This is a genomic window from Isoptericola sp. 178 (assembly GCF_030586525.1).
In the GTDB taxonomy this organism is placed as follows: domain Bacteria; phylum Actinomycetota; class Actinomycetes; order Actinomycetales; family Cellulomonadaceae; genus Isoptericola; species Isoptericola sediminis.
The window spans coordinates 474,514-488,725 of the sequence record NZ_JAUQYN010000002.1; the positions used below are offsets into that span (position 1 = coordinate 474,514).

Genomic DNA, 14,212 nt, shown 5'->3' on the forward strand with positions numbered 1-14,212 from the left:
TGGGCGGGGGTGCCGTCGGCGCCCCCCGCCCGGGACGGCTCAGGCCTCGAGCAGCAGCGCCTCGCCCTGCCCGCCGCCGCCGCACAGCGCGACCGCTGCCCGGCCCGTCTGCCCGTCGGCCCGGCGCCGGGCCAGCTGGTGCGCGGCGTGCACCGCGAGCCGCGCGCCGGACGCCCCGATGGGGTGACCGAGCGAGATGCCGCCGCCGTGCGGGTTGACGATCTCGGGGGAGATCCCGAGCACCCGCCGCGAGGCCGCCGACACGACGGCGAAGGCCTCGTTGATCTCGACGTGGTCGAGGTCGTCCGCGGTCCATCCCTCGCGCGCCAGCGCCGCGGAGATCGCGTTCGCCGGCTGCGAGTGCAGCGAGGTGTCCGGTCCGGCGACCTGGCCGGCCGACCGGACCGTGGCCAGCACGGACACCCCGGCCGCCTCGGCCCGGGCCCGGGTGGTCAGCACGAGTGCCGCGGCGCCGTCCGAGATCTGCGAGGCGTTGCCCGCCGTGATCGAGCCCTCGCGGGAGAAGGCCGGGCGCAGCCGGGCCAGGCTCTCGGTCGTGGTGTCCGGCCGGACCCCCTCGTCGGAGGAGACCACGATCGGGTCGCCCTTGCGCTGCGGCACCTCCACCGGTGCCAGCTCGGCGGTGAACACGCCGTCCTTGGCGGCACGGGCGGCCCGCTGGTGCGACGCCGCCGCCACCTGGTCCTGCTCCTCGCGATCGACGTGCACCGAGCCGGTGTTGTGCTCCTCGGTGCTCAGCCCCATCGCCTGGCCGTCGAAGGCGTCCGACAGCCCGTCGCGGGACACGGCGTCGAGCAGGGTCGCGTCCCCGTACCGGAAGCCGGCACGGGCCCCCGGCAGCAGGTGCGGCGCGTTCGTCATGGACTCCTGTCCGCCGACGAGCACGGCCGTGGCCTCGCCGGTGCGCAGCAGCCGGGCACCGTCGATGACCGCGGTCAGCCCGGACAGGCACACCTTGTTGACGGTCACGGCGGGCACCGTCATCGGCACGCCCGCGGCGACGGCCGTCTGGCGGGCCGGGTTCTGGCCGGCGCCGGCCTGCAGCACCTGGCCGAAGACGACGGTGTCGACGTCCCCGGCGACCGCGCCCGCCTCGGACAGCGCCGCCCGGGCCGCGACGGCGCCGAGCTCGACCGCCGAGAGCGAGGCGAGGGCCCCGCCCAGACGCCCCTGGGGTGTGCGGGCGGCGGAGACGACGACCACGTCGTCGGGTCGGGGTTCGGTCGTGCTGGTCATGAGGCTCGCTCCTCGTCGTCGAGGGCGGTGTCGGGGTCGCCGACGGCCGCCACGGCTGGGGTGGTCCGGACGGTGGCGCGCACGGCGTCCACGACGAGCGCGAGCACCTCCTCCGGGCGTTCGAGGTGCGGCGAGTGGCCGACGTCCTCGAGCACCTCTTCACGGTACGCCCCGCCGCGGGCGGCGTAGGCATCCAGCACCGCCCGGGTCTGGCCGACCATGGGTTGCGGGGGGCACTCCACGGCCCCGGGCCACCCCGGGACGGCACCGAGCTCCCCGAGGCGGGCCAGGTCGAGGGCCGAGGTGTCCGAGACGATCGCGTCCAGCGCACCGCGGACCCACAGCACCGGCGGCTGCGGCTCGACCGCCGCGAACCCGGACAGGTCCAGGTACCGCGGGGCGATGGCGTTGTTCATGCCCCGGGTCCCCGGGGCGACCCCCGGCCAGTGGTCGGAGGTCGTCAGGTCGCCCGGGTAGTGGTCCGGACCGGTCCGGGTGCTGAGCACCGAGTCGAGCAGGTCCTCCTCGTCCGCGGCGATCGTGGCCGCGTCGGCCACGTAGAACGCCCGCAGGACGCCACGGGGCGACCCGGGGTCGTCGGACCGGTCCCCGGCCGCGATGGCGGCCACGAAGTCCGGGTTGGCCGTCCCGCCTCCCGACCCGGCGTGGTCCGGGGCCGTCGGTGTGCCGACCAGGTCCCGGGTGCCGCCGAACCCGTAGGGGGACATCGGCGCCTCGAGCACCAGGGCGGCGAACCGGGACGCGTCGTCGATCGCGAGCTGCAGCACCACCCCGGCGCCGGCCGAGTGGCCGAGCGCCGTCAGCGGGGGAGCGTCCGCCCCGGCCAGCCCGAGGGCGTCGACCACGGCCGCCACGTCGTCGGCGAGGTCGCCCAGGCCGCGGGTGGCGTCGATCGGCAGCGGCTCGCTGTCGCCGAACCCGCGCAGGTCCACGGCGACACCGCGGACGTCGGCAGGCAGGGAGGCGAGCAGCCGGGAGAAGAACGCCGACGACGAGCAGTTGCCGTGCACGCACAGCAGCGTCGCCGACCCGCCCGGACCGGTGTCGCGCACGTGGAACGTGCCGCGCCCGGTCGTCACGTCGGTGCGGTGCACCGACCGCGCCGTCACGCGTCGCCGCCGACGACGGCGGGCGGCCGGACGGCGTGCGGGGCCGAGGCGAGGGGGGCGTCGTCCAGCTCGACGGTCAGCTCGGGCTCCGTGCGCTCGCGCACCTCGTCCTCGGTGACGCCGGGGGCGAGCTCGCGCAGCACCAGCCCGTCCGGGGTGACGTCGATGACCGCCAGGTCGGTGATGATGCGGTGCACCACCTCCCGACCCGTCAGCGGCAGGGAGCACTCGTGGACGATCTTCGGCGAGCCGTCCCGGGCGGTGTGCTCCATGACGATGATGAGCCGTGACGCGCCGTGCACGAGGTCCATGGCGCCGCCCGGGCCCTTGATCATCTTCCCGGGGATCATCCAGTTGGCCAGGTCGCCGGTGGCGGAGACCTGCATCGCCCCGAGGATCGCGGCGTCGATCTTGCCGGCGCGGATCATGGCGAAGCTCGTGGCCGAGTCGAAGATCGCCGCGCCGGGCAGCGTCGTGACGGTCTGCTTGCCGGCGTTGATGAGGTCCGGGTCGACCTCGTCCTCGGTCGGGAACGGCCCGACGCCGAGGATGCCGTTCTCGCTCTGCAGCACGAGGTGCTTCTCCGGCGGCACGTGGTTGGGCACGAGCGTGGGCAGCCCGATGCCGAGGTTGACGTACCAGCCGTCGAGCAGCTCGCGGGCCGCGCGGGCGGCCATCTCGTCGCGGGTGAGCGCCATCGCTCAGCCCTCCTTCCCCGCCGTGGCGGACTCGTCGGTGGTGCGGACGGTGCGGCGTTCGATCCGCTTGGGGGCGTCGGGGCCGACGACGATCATCCGGTGCACGAACACCCCGGGCAGGTGGACGTCGTCGGGGTCGATCTCGCCGGGTTCGACCAGCTCCTCGACCTGGGCCACGCAGACGCGGCCCGCCATGGCCGCCAGCGGGGAGAAGTTCCGTGCCGAGCGGTGGAAGACCAGGTTGCCGAACCGGTCGCCCTTGGCGGCGTGGACGAGCGCGAAGTCGGTGCTGATCGCCTCCTCGAGGACGAACTCCTGCTCGTGCACGCCGTCGGCCGCCACCACCGGGAAGGTGCGGATCTCCTTGGCCGGGCTGCCGACCGCGATCCCGCCGGACCCGTCGTAGCGTCGCGGCAGACCGCCGTCGGCGACCTGCGTGCCGACGCCGGTGCGGGTGTAGAACGCGGCGATGCCGGCGCCGCCGGCGCGCAGCTTCTCGGCGAGCGTGCCCTGCGGGGTCAGCTCCACCTCGAGCTCACCGGTGAGGAACTGCCGCTCGAACTCCTTGTTCTCGCCGACGTACGACGACGTCATCTTGCGGATGCGCCCGGCGTTCAGCAGGACGCCGAGCCCCCAGTCGTCCACTCCGCAGTTGTTGCTCACGACCGACATGTCGTGCGTGCCCTGCTCGAGCAGCGCCTCGATCAGCGCGATCGGGTTGCCGCACAGGCCGAACCCGCCGACGGCGAGCGAGGCGCCGTCGGGGATGTCGGCCACGGCCTCGGCAGCGCTGCCGACGACCTTGTCCAGACCGGTCGGTTCTGCGGCGGGGGGAAGGGGTGTGCTCATCGGACCTCCTCGGTGAGGGCGCCGAGCAGGGCGCCCGTCTCCGCCGCGACGGCGGCGCTGCCGTCGCGGCTCATGACGATCGTGTAGTGGTTGACGTCCGGCACGTCGCGGGGCCGCAGCGCCGGGGCCCGCTGGACCCACCTTGCCATGTGTTCGGGGTCGTACAGCGCCACCGGTTCGTCCAGCAGCCCGCGCGGGGCCCTCAGCAGGGTCGTCGGGCGCTGCAGACGGCCCAGCGCGGCGGCGACCGGGCCGTCGGCGTGCAGGTCGAGGGAGTCCGCCGCCACCGCCTCCGGGTTCGAGGCGGGGCGCATGCCCTGCGGGGACGGGACCAGATCGTAGTCGACGTAGTCCAGCACGACCGGACCCCACACCGCGGTGAACGCCGGGTGCTCCGACCAGAACGCCCGGTACGCCGCGGCGTCCGGGAAGGTGCGGCGCAACCGCTCCGCGGCGGGCCCCAGCACGACCCGCAGCCGCTCGGCCGGGGTCGCCGCGGGGTCCAGCCCCGGAGGTTCCGGCAGCGGCACACCCCCGTCGACGAGCAGCAGGCCGGCGACGACGTCGGGGTGCCGGTCGGCCAGCACCACGGCGACGAAGGCCCCCATGGAGTGCCCGACCACCGGCACCGGCCCGTCGGCGACCGCCCGGGCGACCGCGGCGACGTCGTCGGCGTGCCGGGCCATGCCGAACGGACCGGGCAGGTCGCTGCTGCGGCCCCGTCCGCGCAGGTCCGGCGCCACGACCCGCACGCCGGACAGCGCGCCGGCCAGCAGCGGCCAGGCGAGGTGCGAGGCGGTGATGCCGTGGACCGCCAGCACGGTCGGTGCCCCTGCGACCACGTCGCCGGCGTCGTCGACCGGGTCCCACACGCCGATCCGCAGGGCACCGCCGTCCACCGGGACGTCGAGGGTGCCGTAGCGGTGGCCCGGCACCGTGTGGCGCAGGGTCGGGACGGCGGGTGCGGCGCTCATCGCGCGCTCCAGCCGCCGTCGACGGTCCACGAGGCCCCGGTGACCATGCGGGCCGACGGCCCGGCGAGCCAGGCGACGAGCTCGCCGACCTCCGCGGGCTCGGTGAGGCTCTTGATCGCCGACTCGGTGAGCAGCACCTTCTCGAGCACCTCGGACTCGTCGATGCCGTGCACGCGGGCCTGGTCGGCGATCTGCTTCTCCACCAGCGGCGTGCGCACGTAGCCGGGATTGACGCAGTTGCTCGTCACGCCGTGGGGCCCGCCCTCCAGCGCCGTGACCTTCGACAGCCCCTCGAGCCCGTGCTTGGCCGCGACGTACGCCGACTTGAACGGCGAGGCGACGAGCCCGTGCACGGAGGAGAGGTTGACGACGCGGCCCCAGCCGCGCTCGTACATGCCGGGCAGCACCGCCCGGACCAGGAGGAACGGCGCCTCGAGCATGATGCGCTGGATGAGCCGGAACGCCTCCGGGTCGAACTCCTCCAGCGGGCTGACCCGCTGGATGCCGGCGTTGTTCACCAGCACGTCGGCGTCCAGCGACAGGTGGTCGAGCTCGCGGGTGTCGGCCAGGTCGACGACCCAGGCCTCGCCCCCGACGTCGTCGGCGACCCGCTTGGCCGCCTCCGCGTCCCGGTCCGCCACGACCACGTGGGCCCCGCGCGCGGCGAGCGCCGCGGCGGCGGCGGCACCGATACCGCTGCCGCCGCCGGTGACGACGGCGCGGCGGCCGTCCAGGTACGTCTCGTCGCTCATGCGCGGGGTCCCTCCTGCGATGTCGGGCCTGACGCCCCGGGTGCCGACGGGGGGTCGGCACGCGGCGCCAGCGCTCGTTCGATGAACTGCATGGTCTGGTCGAACACGTCCTCGGGGATCTCGGGCAGGCGGTCCTCCTGACCGGGACCGGCGCCGTCCGCGGGACCGTCGGCACCGCCCCACAGCACCCAGCGCATCCCGACGATCTCGCCGATGCCCATGAGCGCCCAGGCGGCGACGGTCGGGTCGACGTCACCGACCTCGCCGTTGGCCCGGGCCTTGTCGAGGCCCGTCACGTACCCCTCGACGATGCGCTGGTAGTGGCGGCGCAGCGCGTCGGGCGCGACGAACTCCGCCTGGCGGATCACCCGGTACAGCGCCGGGTGCTCGGCGGTGAACCGGAAGAAGGCCCGGAACCCGGCCCGCTCGGCCTCCAGCCGGTTCGGTGCCTGCGAGCTCGCCTCGTACATGGCCTGGCGCACGCGCTGGTTGAGGTCGTCGACGAGCTCGACGAACACCTCGTGCTTGCCCTCGAAGTACAGGTAGAACGTGCCCATCGCCACGCCCGCCGCCTCGGTGATCTTCACGATCGAGGCGTCGTGGTAGCCCAGGTCGGCGAACACCTGCTCGGCGGCGGCGAGGATCTTCGCCCGGGTGCGGTTGCCGCGGGCGGTGCGCGGAGCGGTGCTCATCGGGCCTCCTCGGTACGGCGCGCCCGCAGGGCGTGCCGGGGGATCTTGTGCAGGGACGTGCGGGGGAGCCGGTCGACCAGCTCGAACCGCTGCGGCACCTTGAAGTGCGCCAGCTCGCCGCGGCAGTACGTCTCGAGCTCCTCGGCGTCCGTGGCGTAGCCGGCCCGGGGGACGACGAAGGCGTGCCCGACCTCGCCCCACCGGGCGTCGGGCACACCGACCACCGCGGCCTCGGCGACCCCCGGGTGACGGTGCAGGACGGCCTCGACCTCGGCGGGGGAGACGTTCTCCCCGCCGACGATGAACAGGTCCTTGAGGCGGTCGACGATCCGGTGGTACCCGTCGGCGTCCCGCTCGACGAGGTCCCCGGTGCGCAACCAGCCGCCGGCGAACGCCGCCGCCGTCGCCTCCGGGTCGCGGAAGTACCCCGTGAAGATCCCCGGCCCGCGCACCAGCAGCTCCCCGGTCGCCGCGCCCTCGAGGTGCTCGCCGGTGGCCGGGTCGGCGATCGCCACGTCGACGTGCGGGTAGGGCTTGCCGGCCGACCCCGGACGGTCGCGGGCCTCGTCGTCGGGCAGGCACAGCACGTTCGGGCCGGCCTCGGTGAGGCCGTACCCCTGGGTGAGCGCGACGCCGCGGCGGTGCCACGTGCGCAGCAGCGGCTCGGGCATGGGGGCGCCGCCGACGACGGCGGTGCGCAGCGAGGACAGGTCGGCGCGGGCGAATCCCGGGTGCTCGGCCAGCAGCAGGTACTGCGTGGGCACGCCCATCATGGTGGTGACGCGCCGCTCGGCGATCAGGCGCAGCACCCGCTCGGGTTCGAAGGTCCGTTCCAGCACGACGGTGGCGCCGCTCCACCAGGCCAGCAGCGGCTGGATGTTCCAGCCGCCGGCGTGGAACTGGGGCAGGACGCTGAGCACGACGTCGTCGTGGGACATCTCGACCGTGCGGCTGAACGCCAGGTTGGTCCAGAAGCAGCTCCGGTGCGTGAGCACGGCCCCCTTGGGCCGACCGGAGGTGCCGGACGTGAACAGCAGCAGCAACGCGTCGTCGTCGCGGACCTCGCGCTGCTCCGGGGCGTCGTCGGCGCCGCGGCGCGTGGGCGCCGGCACGGCGGCCTCGACGCCGGAGCGGCCGAGCGCCGCGGACCGCGGCGGCACGGCGAGACGGTCGAGGGCCGCGCGCGCCAGGGTGGCGAACTCCTGCTCCACGAGCACCAGGGCCGGGTCCGCCTGGTCGAGCTGGTCGGCCAGCTCGCGCGGGGAGGACCGCCAGGACAACGGCGTCAGCACCAGCCCCGCCCGGGCGCAGGCGAAGAAGAGCACGACCTGGTCGGCGCTGTTGCCGGTGACGGTGGCGACGCGGTCGCCGACCCCGTACCCGGCGGCGCGCAGGGCCGCGGCGAGGCGGGCCGCGCGGTCGTCGAGCTCGGCGTAGGTGAGCGTGACCCCGCGGTCGTCCACGGCGACACGGCGCGGCGTGGACGTCGCCCGGTCCCGCGTCCAGCGGCCCAGCGTGTGCAGGTCCGTCATGCCGACTCCTCCATGAGGTCGCGCGCCCCCTCGCGACGTCGCCGGTGCGACAGCCGCTGCGCCGCGCCGGCGATCCCGCCCGGCAGGAACAGCACCACGAGGATGAACAGCGTTCCCAGGATGAACAACGGTTCGCTCAGCGGCACCCGGAGGACGGACGGCAGACCGGCGATGGCCTCGGAGGCGGCGAGCGCCCCGAGCCGCTGGTCCAGCAGCGTGTACAGCACGCCGCCGACGACGGCGCCCCACCGGGAGCCCACACCACCGAGCACGACCATGACCAGCAGCGTGAGCGTGAAGTCGGCCGAGGTCACCCGGGGCACGGCCCCGGACTGCAGCAGCAGGTAGGCCATGCCGACCGCCGTGGCCAGGGTGGCCGCCACGACGAAGACGAGCAGCTTGACCAGGTAGGGGCGCCCGCCGACGACGCGGACCCGCATCTCGTTCTCGCGGGTCGCCGCGGCCACGTGCCCGGCACGGGAGCGCTCGACCCACAGCACGACGGCGTAGACGACGACCAGCACGACGAGGGCCAGCCAGTACAGGTTGCGCGTGTTCATCACCCCGACGAGCGCGTCGGGCACATGGGTGGTGTCCAGCGCGAGCCCCTCCTCGCCGCCGGTGGCCCCGGCCGGGTTGCGCCGGACCAGGACGTTGCCGGCCTGCGCGAACGCGAGGGTGACCATGGCGAACGAGATCCCGGTGACCCGCAACGAGATCGCGCCGACGACGTGCGCGACGACGATCCCGCCGACGAGCACGACACAGGCGGCGGGCAGCAGCGGCAGGTCCGTGCGGTCGAGCACGATGGCCAGGCCGTAGACGCCGACGGCGAAGTACAGGGCGTGCCCGAAGCTCAGGAGTCCGGCGACGCCGAACAGCAGGTGGTAGCTCAGGGCGAGGGCCCCGACGAGGAGCGCCAGCGCCAGCACCTGCAGCGTGCCCGGGGTGTAGGTGGGCCCGGGGAGCACGCCGGGCAGGGAGATGGCGAGCAGGGGCAGGCAGGCCAGCAGGACGACCAGGCCGAACCCGCCGGCGAGCATCAGCCACCGGCGCCGGGCGGGCGCGGGGACGTTCTCGTCGTGGGGGAGCGGCGCGGCCGGGCGGTCGGGCGGCGTCGAGGTCTGCTGCGTGGTCGGCTGGCTGGTCATGCGCTCCTCCCCAGGAGGCCGGAGGGACGGACGAGCAGCACGAGCGCGAGGAGCAGGACGACCACCAGGTCGCCGACCCCCCAGTAGTAGTTCGCGAACTGCTGCAGGACCGCGACGAGGACGGCGGCGACCGCGGCCCCGGTGAGGGACCCGAGCCCACCGATGACGGTGACGATGAAGGCGAAGATGAGCAGGTGCGCGCCGAGGTGGGGGGACACGTACCCGAAGTACTGCGAGGCGAGCACCCCGCCGAGCCCGGCGGCGGCACCGCCCACGGCGAAGACCAGGGTGAAGGCCTTGCGCACGTCGATGCCCAGCGCCGTGACCATGGCGCGGTTCTCCACGCCGGCACGGATGATCAGGCCGAACCGCGTGTAGCGCAGGAAGAGCACGATGCCGACCAGGACGAGCACGGCCGCACCGATGGCGAGGAACCGGTCGTTGGGGATCGGGGCGCCGGCGACGTCGGTCGTGCTGCGCAGCCAGGCGGGCCCCTCGATGAACTCGGGGTCGGACCCCCACGTCCCCTCGAACAGCGCGACCGTCGCCAGCGCCAGGCCGACGGTCACCAGGACCTGCTCGATGTGGCGCTCGTACAGACGGCGCACGAGCAGCAGCTCGGTGAGGGCGGCGAACGCGGCGCCGACCGCGGCGCCGACGACCAGCGCGAGGCCGAAGATGCCCCAGCTGTCGGCGCCGAGCCGACGGGCCACCTCCCAGCCGGCGAAGGCGCCGAGGGTGAGGAACGAGCCGTGGGCGAAGTTGAGCACGCCCATCAGCCCGTAGATGAGGGACAGCCCGGAGGCGACGAGGAAGTACAGGGCACCGAGGCCGAGCCCGGTGATCAGGAGCAGGACGATCGTGCTCATGCGGCGTTCTCCGAGGTGTGCACGCCCAGCAGGCGCTGGATGCGGTCGGGGTCGTCGAGCAGCTCGGCGGCGTCGCCGGTGTGCACCACGCGTCCGGCGTCGATGACGACGACCGTGGTGGCGAGCCGGGAGATGACCTCGAGGTTCTGCTCGACGAGGAGCACCGGGGCGCTCGCGGCCGCCTCGGCCAGCGCCGTGGCGACCTCGGTGACGATCTTGGGCGCCAGGCCCTTCGTCGGCTCGTCGACCAGCAGCAGGCGGTTGTCGTTGAGCAGCGCCCGGGCGAGCGAGACCATCTGCTGCTGCCCGCCGGAGAGCGTCCCCGCCCGCTGTGCCGACCGCTTGACCAGGTCGGGGAACAGGTCGGAGACGAGCTCGCGGCGCGGCGACGCGTCCCGTTCGGCGAGACGCAGGTTCTCGGCGACGGTGAGCCCGGCGAAGACCTCGCGGTCCTCGGGCACGTAGCCGACCCCGCGGCGCACGATGCGGTCGGTGCTCAGGCGGTCGATGCGCTCGCCCGCCAGGGTCACCTCGCCGGTACGGTCGTAGAGGCCCAGGAGCGCCTTGAGGGTCGACGTCTTGCCGACGCCGTTGCGCCCGAGGACGGCGGTCACGCCGGTGGCCGGGACGTCGAAGGTGACGTCCTCGACGACCTGCTGGCCGGCGACGGTGGCCCGCAGGTTCCGGACTTCGAGGATGGGCTCGGTCACGCGACGTCTCCCAGGTAGGCGCTCTGGACGGTGGGGTCGGACATGACGGCCTCCGGGGTGTCGTAGGCCAGCAGCTCGCCGTGGTGCATCACGGCGACCCGGTCCACGAGCCCGAGGACCACGTCCATGTGGTGCTCGACCATGAGCACCGTGCGGCCGCTGCGGTGCAGCCGGCGGATGACCTCGCTGAGGCCGGGGACGTCGGACGAGGAGACACCGGCCATGGGCTCGTCGAGCAGGATGACGCTCGGGTCGGTGGCGAGCAGCACGGCGATCTCCAGCTTGCGCTTGTCGCCGTGGGAGAGGTCCCCGGCGGCGACGTCGAGCCGGTGCGCGAGGCCGACCTCGGCCAGGTGCTCGACCGCGCGCCGGGTGGCGGCGTCGCCCCGGTGCGGGAACGCGAGCACCGACAGGCTGCGGCCCAGGTGGGTCTGGGCCGCGAGCCGGACGTTCTCGAGCACGTCGAGCCGCGGGAAGACGCTGGACGTCTGGAACGTGCGGCCCAGCCCGGCACGGGCCCGCCGGGCGACGGGGCCGCCCGTGACGTCACGGCCCGCGAGCCGGACGGTGCCCGCCGTGGGGCGCAGCACCCCGGAGACGAGGTTGAACAGTGTCGTCTTGCCGGCCCCGTTGGGGCCGATGACGCCGATCATCTCGCCGGGCGCGACCTCGAGGGTCACGTCGTGCAGGATCTGCGCGCCGCCGATCTGCAGTCCGAGGCCGCGGACGGCGAGGGCGGGCACGGAGGGGTCCGTGCCGGGCTGGTGCTGGGGCATGGTCAGTCGGCCTCCGGCGGGGCGACCGCGTCGGCGGGCACCTCCTCGACGAGCTCGGGCATCCAGGAGCCGTCGGACTCGACGAGCCCGACCTGGTACATCGGCTGGATGACCGCGTGGTCCGTCTCGCGGATCGTCGTCGAACCCTTCGGGCCGTCGAACGTCCAGCCCTCCAGCGCGCCCACCATGGCGTCGACGTCGTCGCCGCCCTCGGCGATCGCGTGGACGATCATCTGCGCCGCGACGAAACCGTCCGGGGTGAAGAGGTCGGGGGTGCCGCCGGCCTCCTCGACCGCGGACACCATCGCGTCGTTCACCTCGTTGTCCGGGGCGCCGGGGAAGTAGTGGTTGAGGAAGTCGACCTTGCCCGCGGCGTCGCCGTAGGCGTCGAAGGTCGCCGCGTCGCCGAGGCCGGTGACCACGGTGGTGGCGTCCAGGACGCCCTGCTGGTCCAGGCCCTGCCACATCGCGCCGGAGGAGGCGCCGGCCCACGCGACGAACACGAGGTCGGGGTCGGCGTCGACGACCTGCCGGGCGAACGGGGTGAACTCGGTGGCGTCCTCGGGGACGAGGACGCTGTCGACGTCGGCGCCCTGCGCGCCGAGGACCCCCTCGACGGCGGCGAGGTTGCCCTGGCCGAACGCGTTGTCCTGGGCGAAGACGAGCACCTTGGCGCCGTCCGGGTCGACGAACGTGCCCGCCGTGGCGACGTCCTGGAGGGACTGGCGGCCGGACCGGAACGTGTAGTCGTTGATGCCGGTGATCGCGTCGGCGGCGGCCGGGCCGGAGACGTAGAGGACCTGGTTCTGCTCGGCCTGCTCGGCGAGCTTGAGCGCGATGCCGGACGAGACCGTGCCGCCCATGATCTGCACGCCCTGGCCGATGATGTCCTTCGCGTGGTTGACGGCCTTGTCCGGGTCGCCGGCGTCGTCGAGATAGGTGACCTCGATCGGGCGTCCGTCCACCTCGCCGGTGCCGTCCGTGGCGTGGTCCAGACCGGCCTCGAAACCCTCGTGGTACGCCTCGCCGTAGGCGGCGAGCGGCCCGGTCTTGGAGTAGATGATGCCGACCTCGACAGGTTCGGCCGCGGCGCTCTCGCCGCTGTCTTCGGTACCGCCGACCCCGCCGTCCGCCGGTGCGCACGCGGCCAGCGTGAGCGCCGTGACAGCGGTGGTGGCCAGTGCGAGGGACCTCTTCGTGACCCGCATGACTCCGCCCTTCGTTGGGATACCACCCGCAAACATGACAGGTGATTCAGGTATGAGGATCTTGGGTGCGGAGGTGTCCGACTGTCAAGACGGTGCGGCGCGGATCCGGTCACGATCCGGTCACGGGCGTGGCGCCGTGGCAGCACGAAGGCCGCCGCCCGGCGTGGGCGACGGCCTTCGGGACGGTGGTCCCGGGCTGCCGGGACGGCGACCGGACCTCAGTGGTCCTTGCGGTCCTGCTCGTCGCCGATGAGCGTGGTGACCTCGTCGGGCAGGTCGTCACGGTTCATGTCCGGACCGCGCTCCTGCTTGACGTCCCACCGCAGGGTCAGGGCGCCGAGCGTCGCGGCGAGGACCGAGGCGATGAGGATGGCTGCCTTCGCCCCGAGCGTGAACTCCGACCCCTCCTCGAAGGAGAGCTCCGCGATGAGCAGGGAGACGGTGAACCCGATCCCCGCAAGGAAGGCGACGGGAAGCAGGTCGCGCACCCCGATGCCCTGGGCGAGCCGCAACGGCGTGACCCGGGTGACGAGCCAGGTCGTGCCCAGGATGCCGATGAGCTTGCCGAGCACCAGACCGGCCACGATGGCGAAGACGATGGGCTGACCCAGGATCTCGGCCGGACCCCCGCCGTCGACCAGGTTCACGCCCGCCGAGAAGAACGCGAAGATCGGCAGCGCCAGCCCCTGCGACCACGGCTTGACCACGTGCTCGTAGTGGTGGGTGCGGGTGTCGGTCTCGCCGTAGATCGGGCGGGCGGTGGCCGCGAAGCCCATGAGCACGCCCGCGATGGTCGCGTGCACGCCCGAGGCGTGCATGAACGCCCAGGCCACGACGAACAGCGGGATGAGCAGCCACCACTTCGGCGACCGGGTGCGGATGTACCAGGCGAAGACCGCGATGACGACCAGCGACCCGCCGAGCCAGGCGCCGTTGATCTCGCTCGTGTAGAACACCGCGATGATGATGATCGCCAGCAGGTCGTCGACCACGGCGAGCGTCAGCAGGAACGTGCGGATCGCGACGGGCAGCCCCTTGCCGAAGACGGCCAGGACGGCGAGGGCGAAGGCGATGTCCGTGGCCGTCGGGATGGCCCAGCCGTGCAGCGCCTCCGAGTTGCCGAGGGAGAGCACCATGACGACGTAGATGATCGCCGGCAGTGCCATGCCACCGACGGCAGCGAGCATGGGGACCCCGGCCTGCTTGGGGCTGCGGAGCGAGCCGGCGACGAACTCGTGCTTGAGCTCGAGGCCGACCGTGAAGAAGAAGATCGCCAGCAGGCCGTCAGCGGCCCAGGAGGCCAGCGACAGGTCGAGGTGGATGTACACACCGCCGATGTAGGCCGGTCCCACCACCGTCTGGGAGAGGGTCTCGTAGGCCTCTCGCCAGGGTGAGTTGGCGAGCACCAGGGCGATCGCGGCGGCGCCGATGAGGAGGGCGCCGCCGGTCGTCTCCCGTCGCAGGAAGTTCCCGAGACGGGTGCCGAAGGACTGGGTCGTCGTGTCGTGGCTCAGGGCATGCTCCCGGGTCGTCGATGGGCACGGGCCGGCGTTCCAGCCGACTTCACCGACCAGACTTCCCGGCTCGCCAGGGGATCATGCTACCCGGGGACCC

Annotated in this window: 14 protein-coding genes; all 14 read right to left on the reverse strand. The window is 73.7% G+C overall.

Going from position 1 to position 14,212, the window contains the following annotated elements; genetic code table 11:
* Nucleotides 1-39: 39 nt before the first annotated feature.
* The gene (locus Q6349_RS06715) at nucleotides 40-1,257 is read right to left on the reverse strand and encodes an acetyl-CoA C-acetyltransferase (RefSeq protein WP_304603416.1); all 1,218 of its coding nucleotides are present in this window, start codon (nucleotides 1,255-1,257) and stop codon (nucleotides 40-42) included.
* Complete coding sequence (locus tag Q6349_RS06720; protein ID WP_304603417.1) at nucleotides 1,254-2,372, reverse strand: alpha/beta fold hydrolase; 1,119 nt, start codon at nucleotides 2,370-2,372, stop codon at nucleotides 1,254-1,256. The genes Q6349_RS06715 and Q6349_RS06720 overlap by 4 nt, the downstream gene beginning before the upstream one ends.
* Before the next feature lie 11 nt (nucleotides 2,373-2,383).
* Entirely contained in the window at nucleotides 2,384-3,085 is a 702-nt protein-coding gene (locus tag Q6349_RS06725; RefSeq protein ID WP_304603418.1) for a CoA transferase subunit B, read from the reverse strand.
* A gap of 3 nt (nucleotides 3,086-3,088) precedes the next feature.
* Nucleotides 3,089-3,934 carry a CoA transferase subunit A gene (locus tag Q6349_RS06730; protein WP_171247869.1) on the reverse strand — a complete coding sequence of 282 codons (846 nt, stop codon included), beginning with the start codon at nucleotides 3,932-3,934 and terminating at the stop codon, nucleotides 3,089-3,091.
* Nucleotides 3,931-4,908, reverse strand: a complete 978-nt coding sequence (locus Q6349_RS06735; protein ID WP_304603419.1) for an alpha/beta fold hydrolase — start codon at nucleotides 4,906-4,908, stop codon at nucleotides 3,931-3,933. Before Q6349_RS06735 ends, Q6349_RS06730 begins: the two co-directional genes overlap by 4 nt.
* Nucleotides 4,905-5,660 carry a 3-hydroxybutyrate dehydrogenase gene (locus tag Q6349_RS06740; protein ID WP_171247867.1) on the reverse strand — a complete coding sequence of 252 codons (756 nt, stop codon included), beginning with the start codon at nucleotides 5,658-5,660 and terminating at the stop codon, nucleotides 4,905-4,907. The genes Q6349_RS06735 and Q6349_RS06740 overlap by 4 nt, the downstream gene beginning before the upstream one ends.
* On the reverse strand, nucleotides 5,657-6,352 hold the full coding sequence (locus Q6349_RS06745; protein ID WP_304603420.1) for a TetR/AcrR family transcriptional regulator: 696 nt from the start codon (nucleotides 6,350-6,352) through the stop codon (nucleotides 5,657-5,659). The genes Q6349_RS06740 and Q6349_RS06745 overlap by 4 nt, the downstream gene beginning before the upstream one ends.
* Complete coding sequence (locus Q6349_RS06750) at nucleotides 6,349-7,884, reverse strand: class I adenylate-forming enzyme family protein (RefSeq protein ID WP_304603421.1); 1,536 nt, start codon at nucleotides 7,882-7,884, stop codon at nucleotides 6,349-6,351. Before Q6349_RS06750 ends, Q6349_RS06745 begins: the two co-directional genes overlap by 4 nt.
* Complete coding sequence (locus Q6349_RS06755) at nucleotides 7,881-8,927, reverse strand: branched-chain amino acid ABC transporter permease (RefSeq protein ID WP_304603795.1); 1,047 nt, start codon at nucleotides 8,925-8,927, stop codon at nucleotides 7,881-7,883. Before Q6349_RS06755 ends, Q6349_RS06750 begins: the two co-directional genes overlap by 4 nt.
* Before the next feature lie 104 nt (nucleotides 8,928-9,031).
* Nucleotides 9,032-9,904 carry a branched-chain amino acid ABC transporter permease gene (locus Q6349_RS06760; RefSeq protein ID WP_171247863.1) on the reverse strand — a complete coding sequence of 291 codons (873 nt, stop codon included), beginning with the start codon at nucleotides 9,902-9,904 and terminating at the stop codon, nucleotides 9,032-9,034.
* A complete protein-coding gene (locus tag Q6349_RS06765; RefSeq protein WP_304603422.1) occupies nucleotides 9,901-10,614 on the reverse strand; it encodes an ABC transporter ATP-binding protein in 714 nt (237 codons plus the stop codon). The genes Q6349_RS06760 and Q6349_RS06765 overlap by 4 nt, the downstream gene beginning before the upstream one ends.
* Nucleotides 10,611-11,390: an ABC transporter ATP-binding protein gene (locus tag Q6349_RS06770; protein ID WP_304603423.1), complete on the reverse strand. Its 780-nt coding sequence runs from the start codon at nucleotides 11,388-11,390 to the stop codon at nucleotides 10,611-10,613. The genes Q6349_RS06765 and Q6349_RS06770 overlap by 4 nt, the downstream gene beginning before the upstream one ends.
* A 2-nt stretch (nucleotides 11,391-11,392) precedes the next feature.
* Nucleotides 11,393-12,598, reverse strand: a complete 1,206-nt coding sequence (locus Q6349_RS06775) for a substrate-binding domain-containing protein (RefSeq protein WP_304603424.1) — start codon at nucleotides 12,596-12,598, stop codon at nucleotides 11,393-11,395.
* A gap of 218 nt (nucleotides 12,599-12,816) precedes the next feature.
* Complete coding sequence (nhaA, locus tag Q6349_RS06780) at nucleotides 12,817-14,172, reverse strand: Na+/H+ antiporter NhaA (RefSeq protein WP_370375609.1); 1,356 nt, start codon at nucleotides 14,170-14,172, stop codon at nucleotides 12,817-12,819.
* Nucleotides 14,173-14,212 lie beyond the last annotated feature (40 nt).

Coding starts and splice junctions, on each gene's coding strand:
- Q6349_RS06715 (WP_304603416.1), bottom strand. CDS start 1,257: ATGACCAGCACGACCGAACCCCGACCCGACGACGTGGTCGTCGTCTCC.
- Q6349_RS06725 (WP_304603418.1), bottom strand. CDS start 3,085: ATGGCGCTCACCCGCGACGAGATGGCCGCCCGCGCGGCCCGCGAGCTG.
- Q6349_RS06730 (WP_171247869.1), bottom strand. CDS start 3,934: ATGAGCACACCCCTTCCCCCCGCCGCAGAACCGACCGGTCTGGACAAG.
- Q6349_RS06735 (WP_304603419.1), bottom strand. CDS start 4,908: ATGAGCGCCGCACCCGCCGTCCCGACCCTGCGCCACACGGTGCCGGGC.
- Q6349_RS06740 (WP_171247867.1), bottom strand. CDS start 5,660: ATGAGCGACGAGACGTACCTGGACGGCCGCCGCGCCGTCGTCACCGGC.
- Q6349_RS06745 (WP_304603420.1), bottom strand. CDS start 6,352: ATGAGCACCGCTCCGCGCACCGCCCGCGGCAACCGCACCCGGGCGAAG.
- Q6349_RS06750 (WP_304603421.1), bottom strand. CDS start 7,884: ATGACGGACCTGCACACGCTGGGCCGCTGGACGCGGGACCGGGCGACG.
- Q6349_RS06755 (WP_304603795.1), bottom strand. CDS start 8,927: ATGCTCGCCGGCGGGTTCGGCCTGGTCGTCCTGCTGGCCTGCCTGCCC.
- Q6349_RS06760 (WP_171247863.1), bottom strand. CDS start 9,904: ATGAGCACGATCGTCCTGCTCCTGATCACCGGGCTCGGCCTCGGTGCC.
- Q6349_RS06770 (WP_304603423.1), bottom strand. CDS start 11,390: ATGCCCCAGCACCAGCCCGGCACGGACCCCTCCGTGCCCGCCCTCGCC.
- Q6349_RS06775 (WP_304603424.1), bottom strand. CDS start 12,598: ATGCGGGTCACGAAGAGGTCCCTCGCACTGGCCACCACCGCTGTCACG.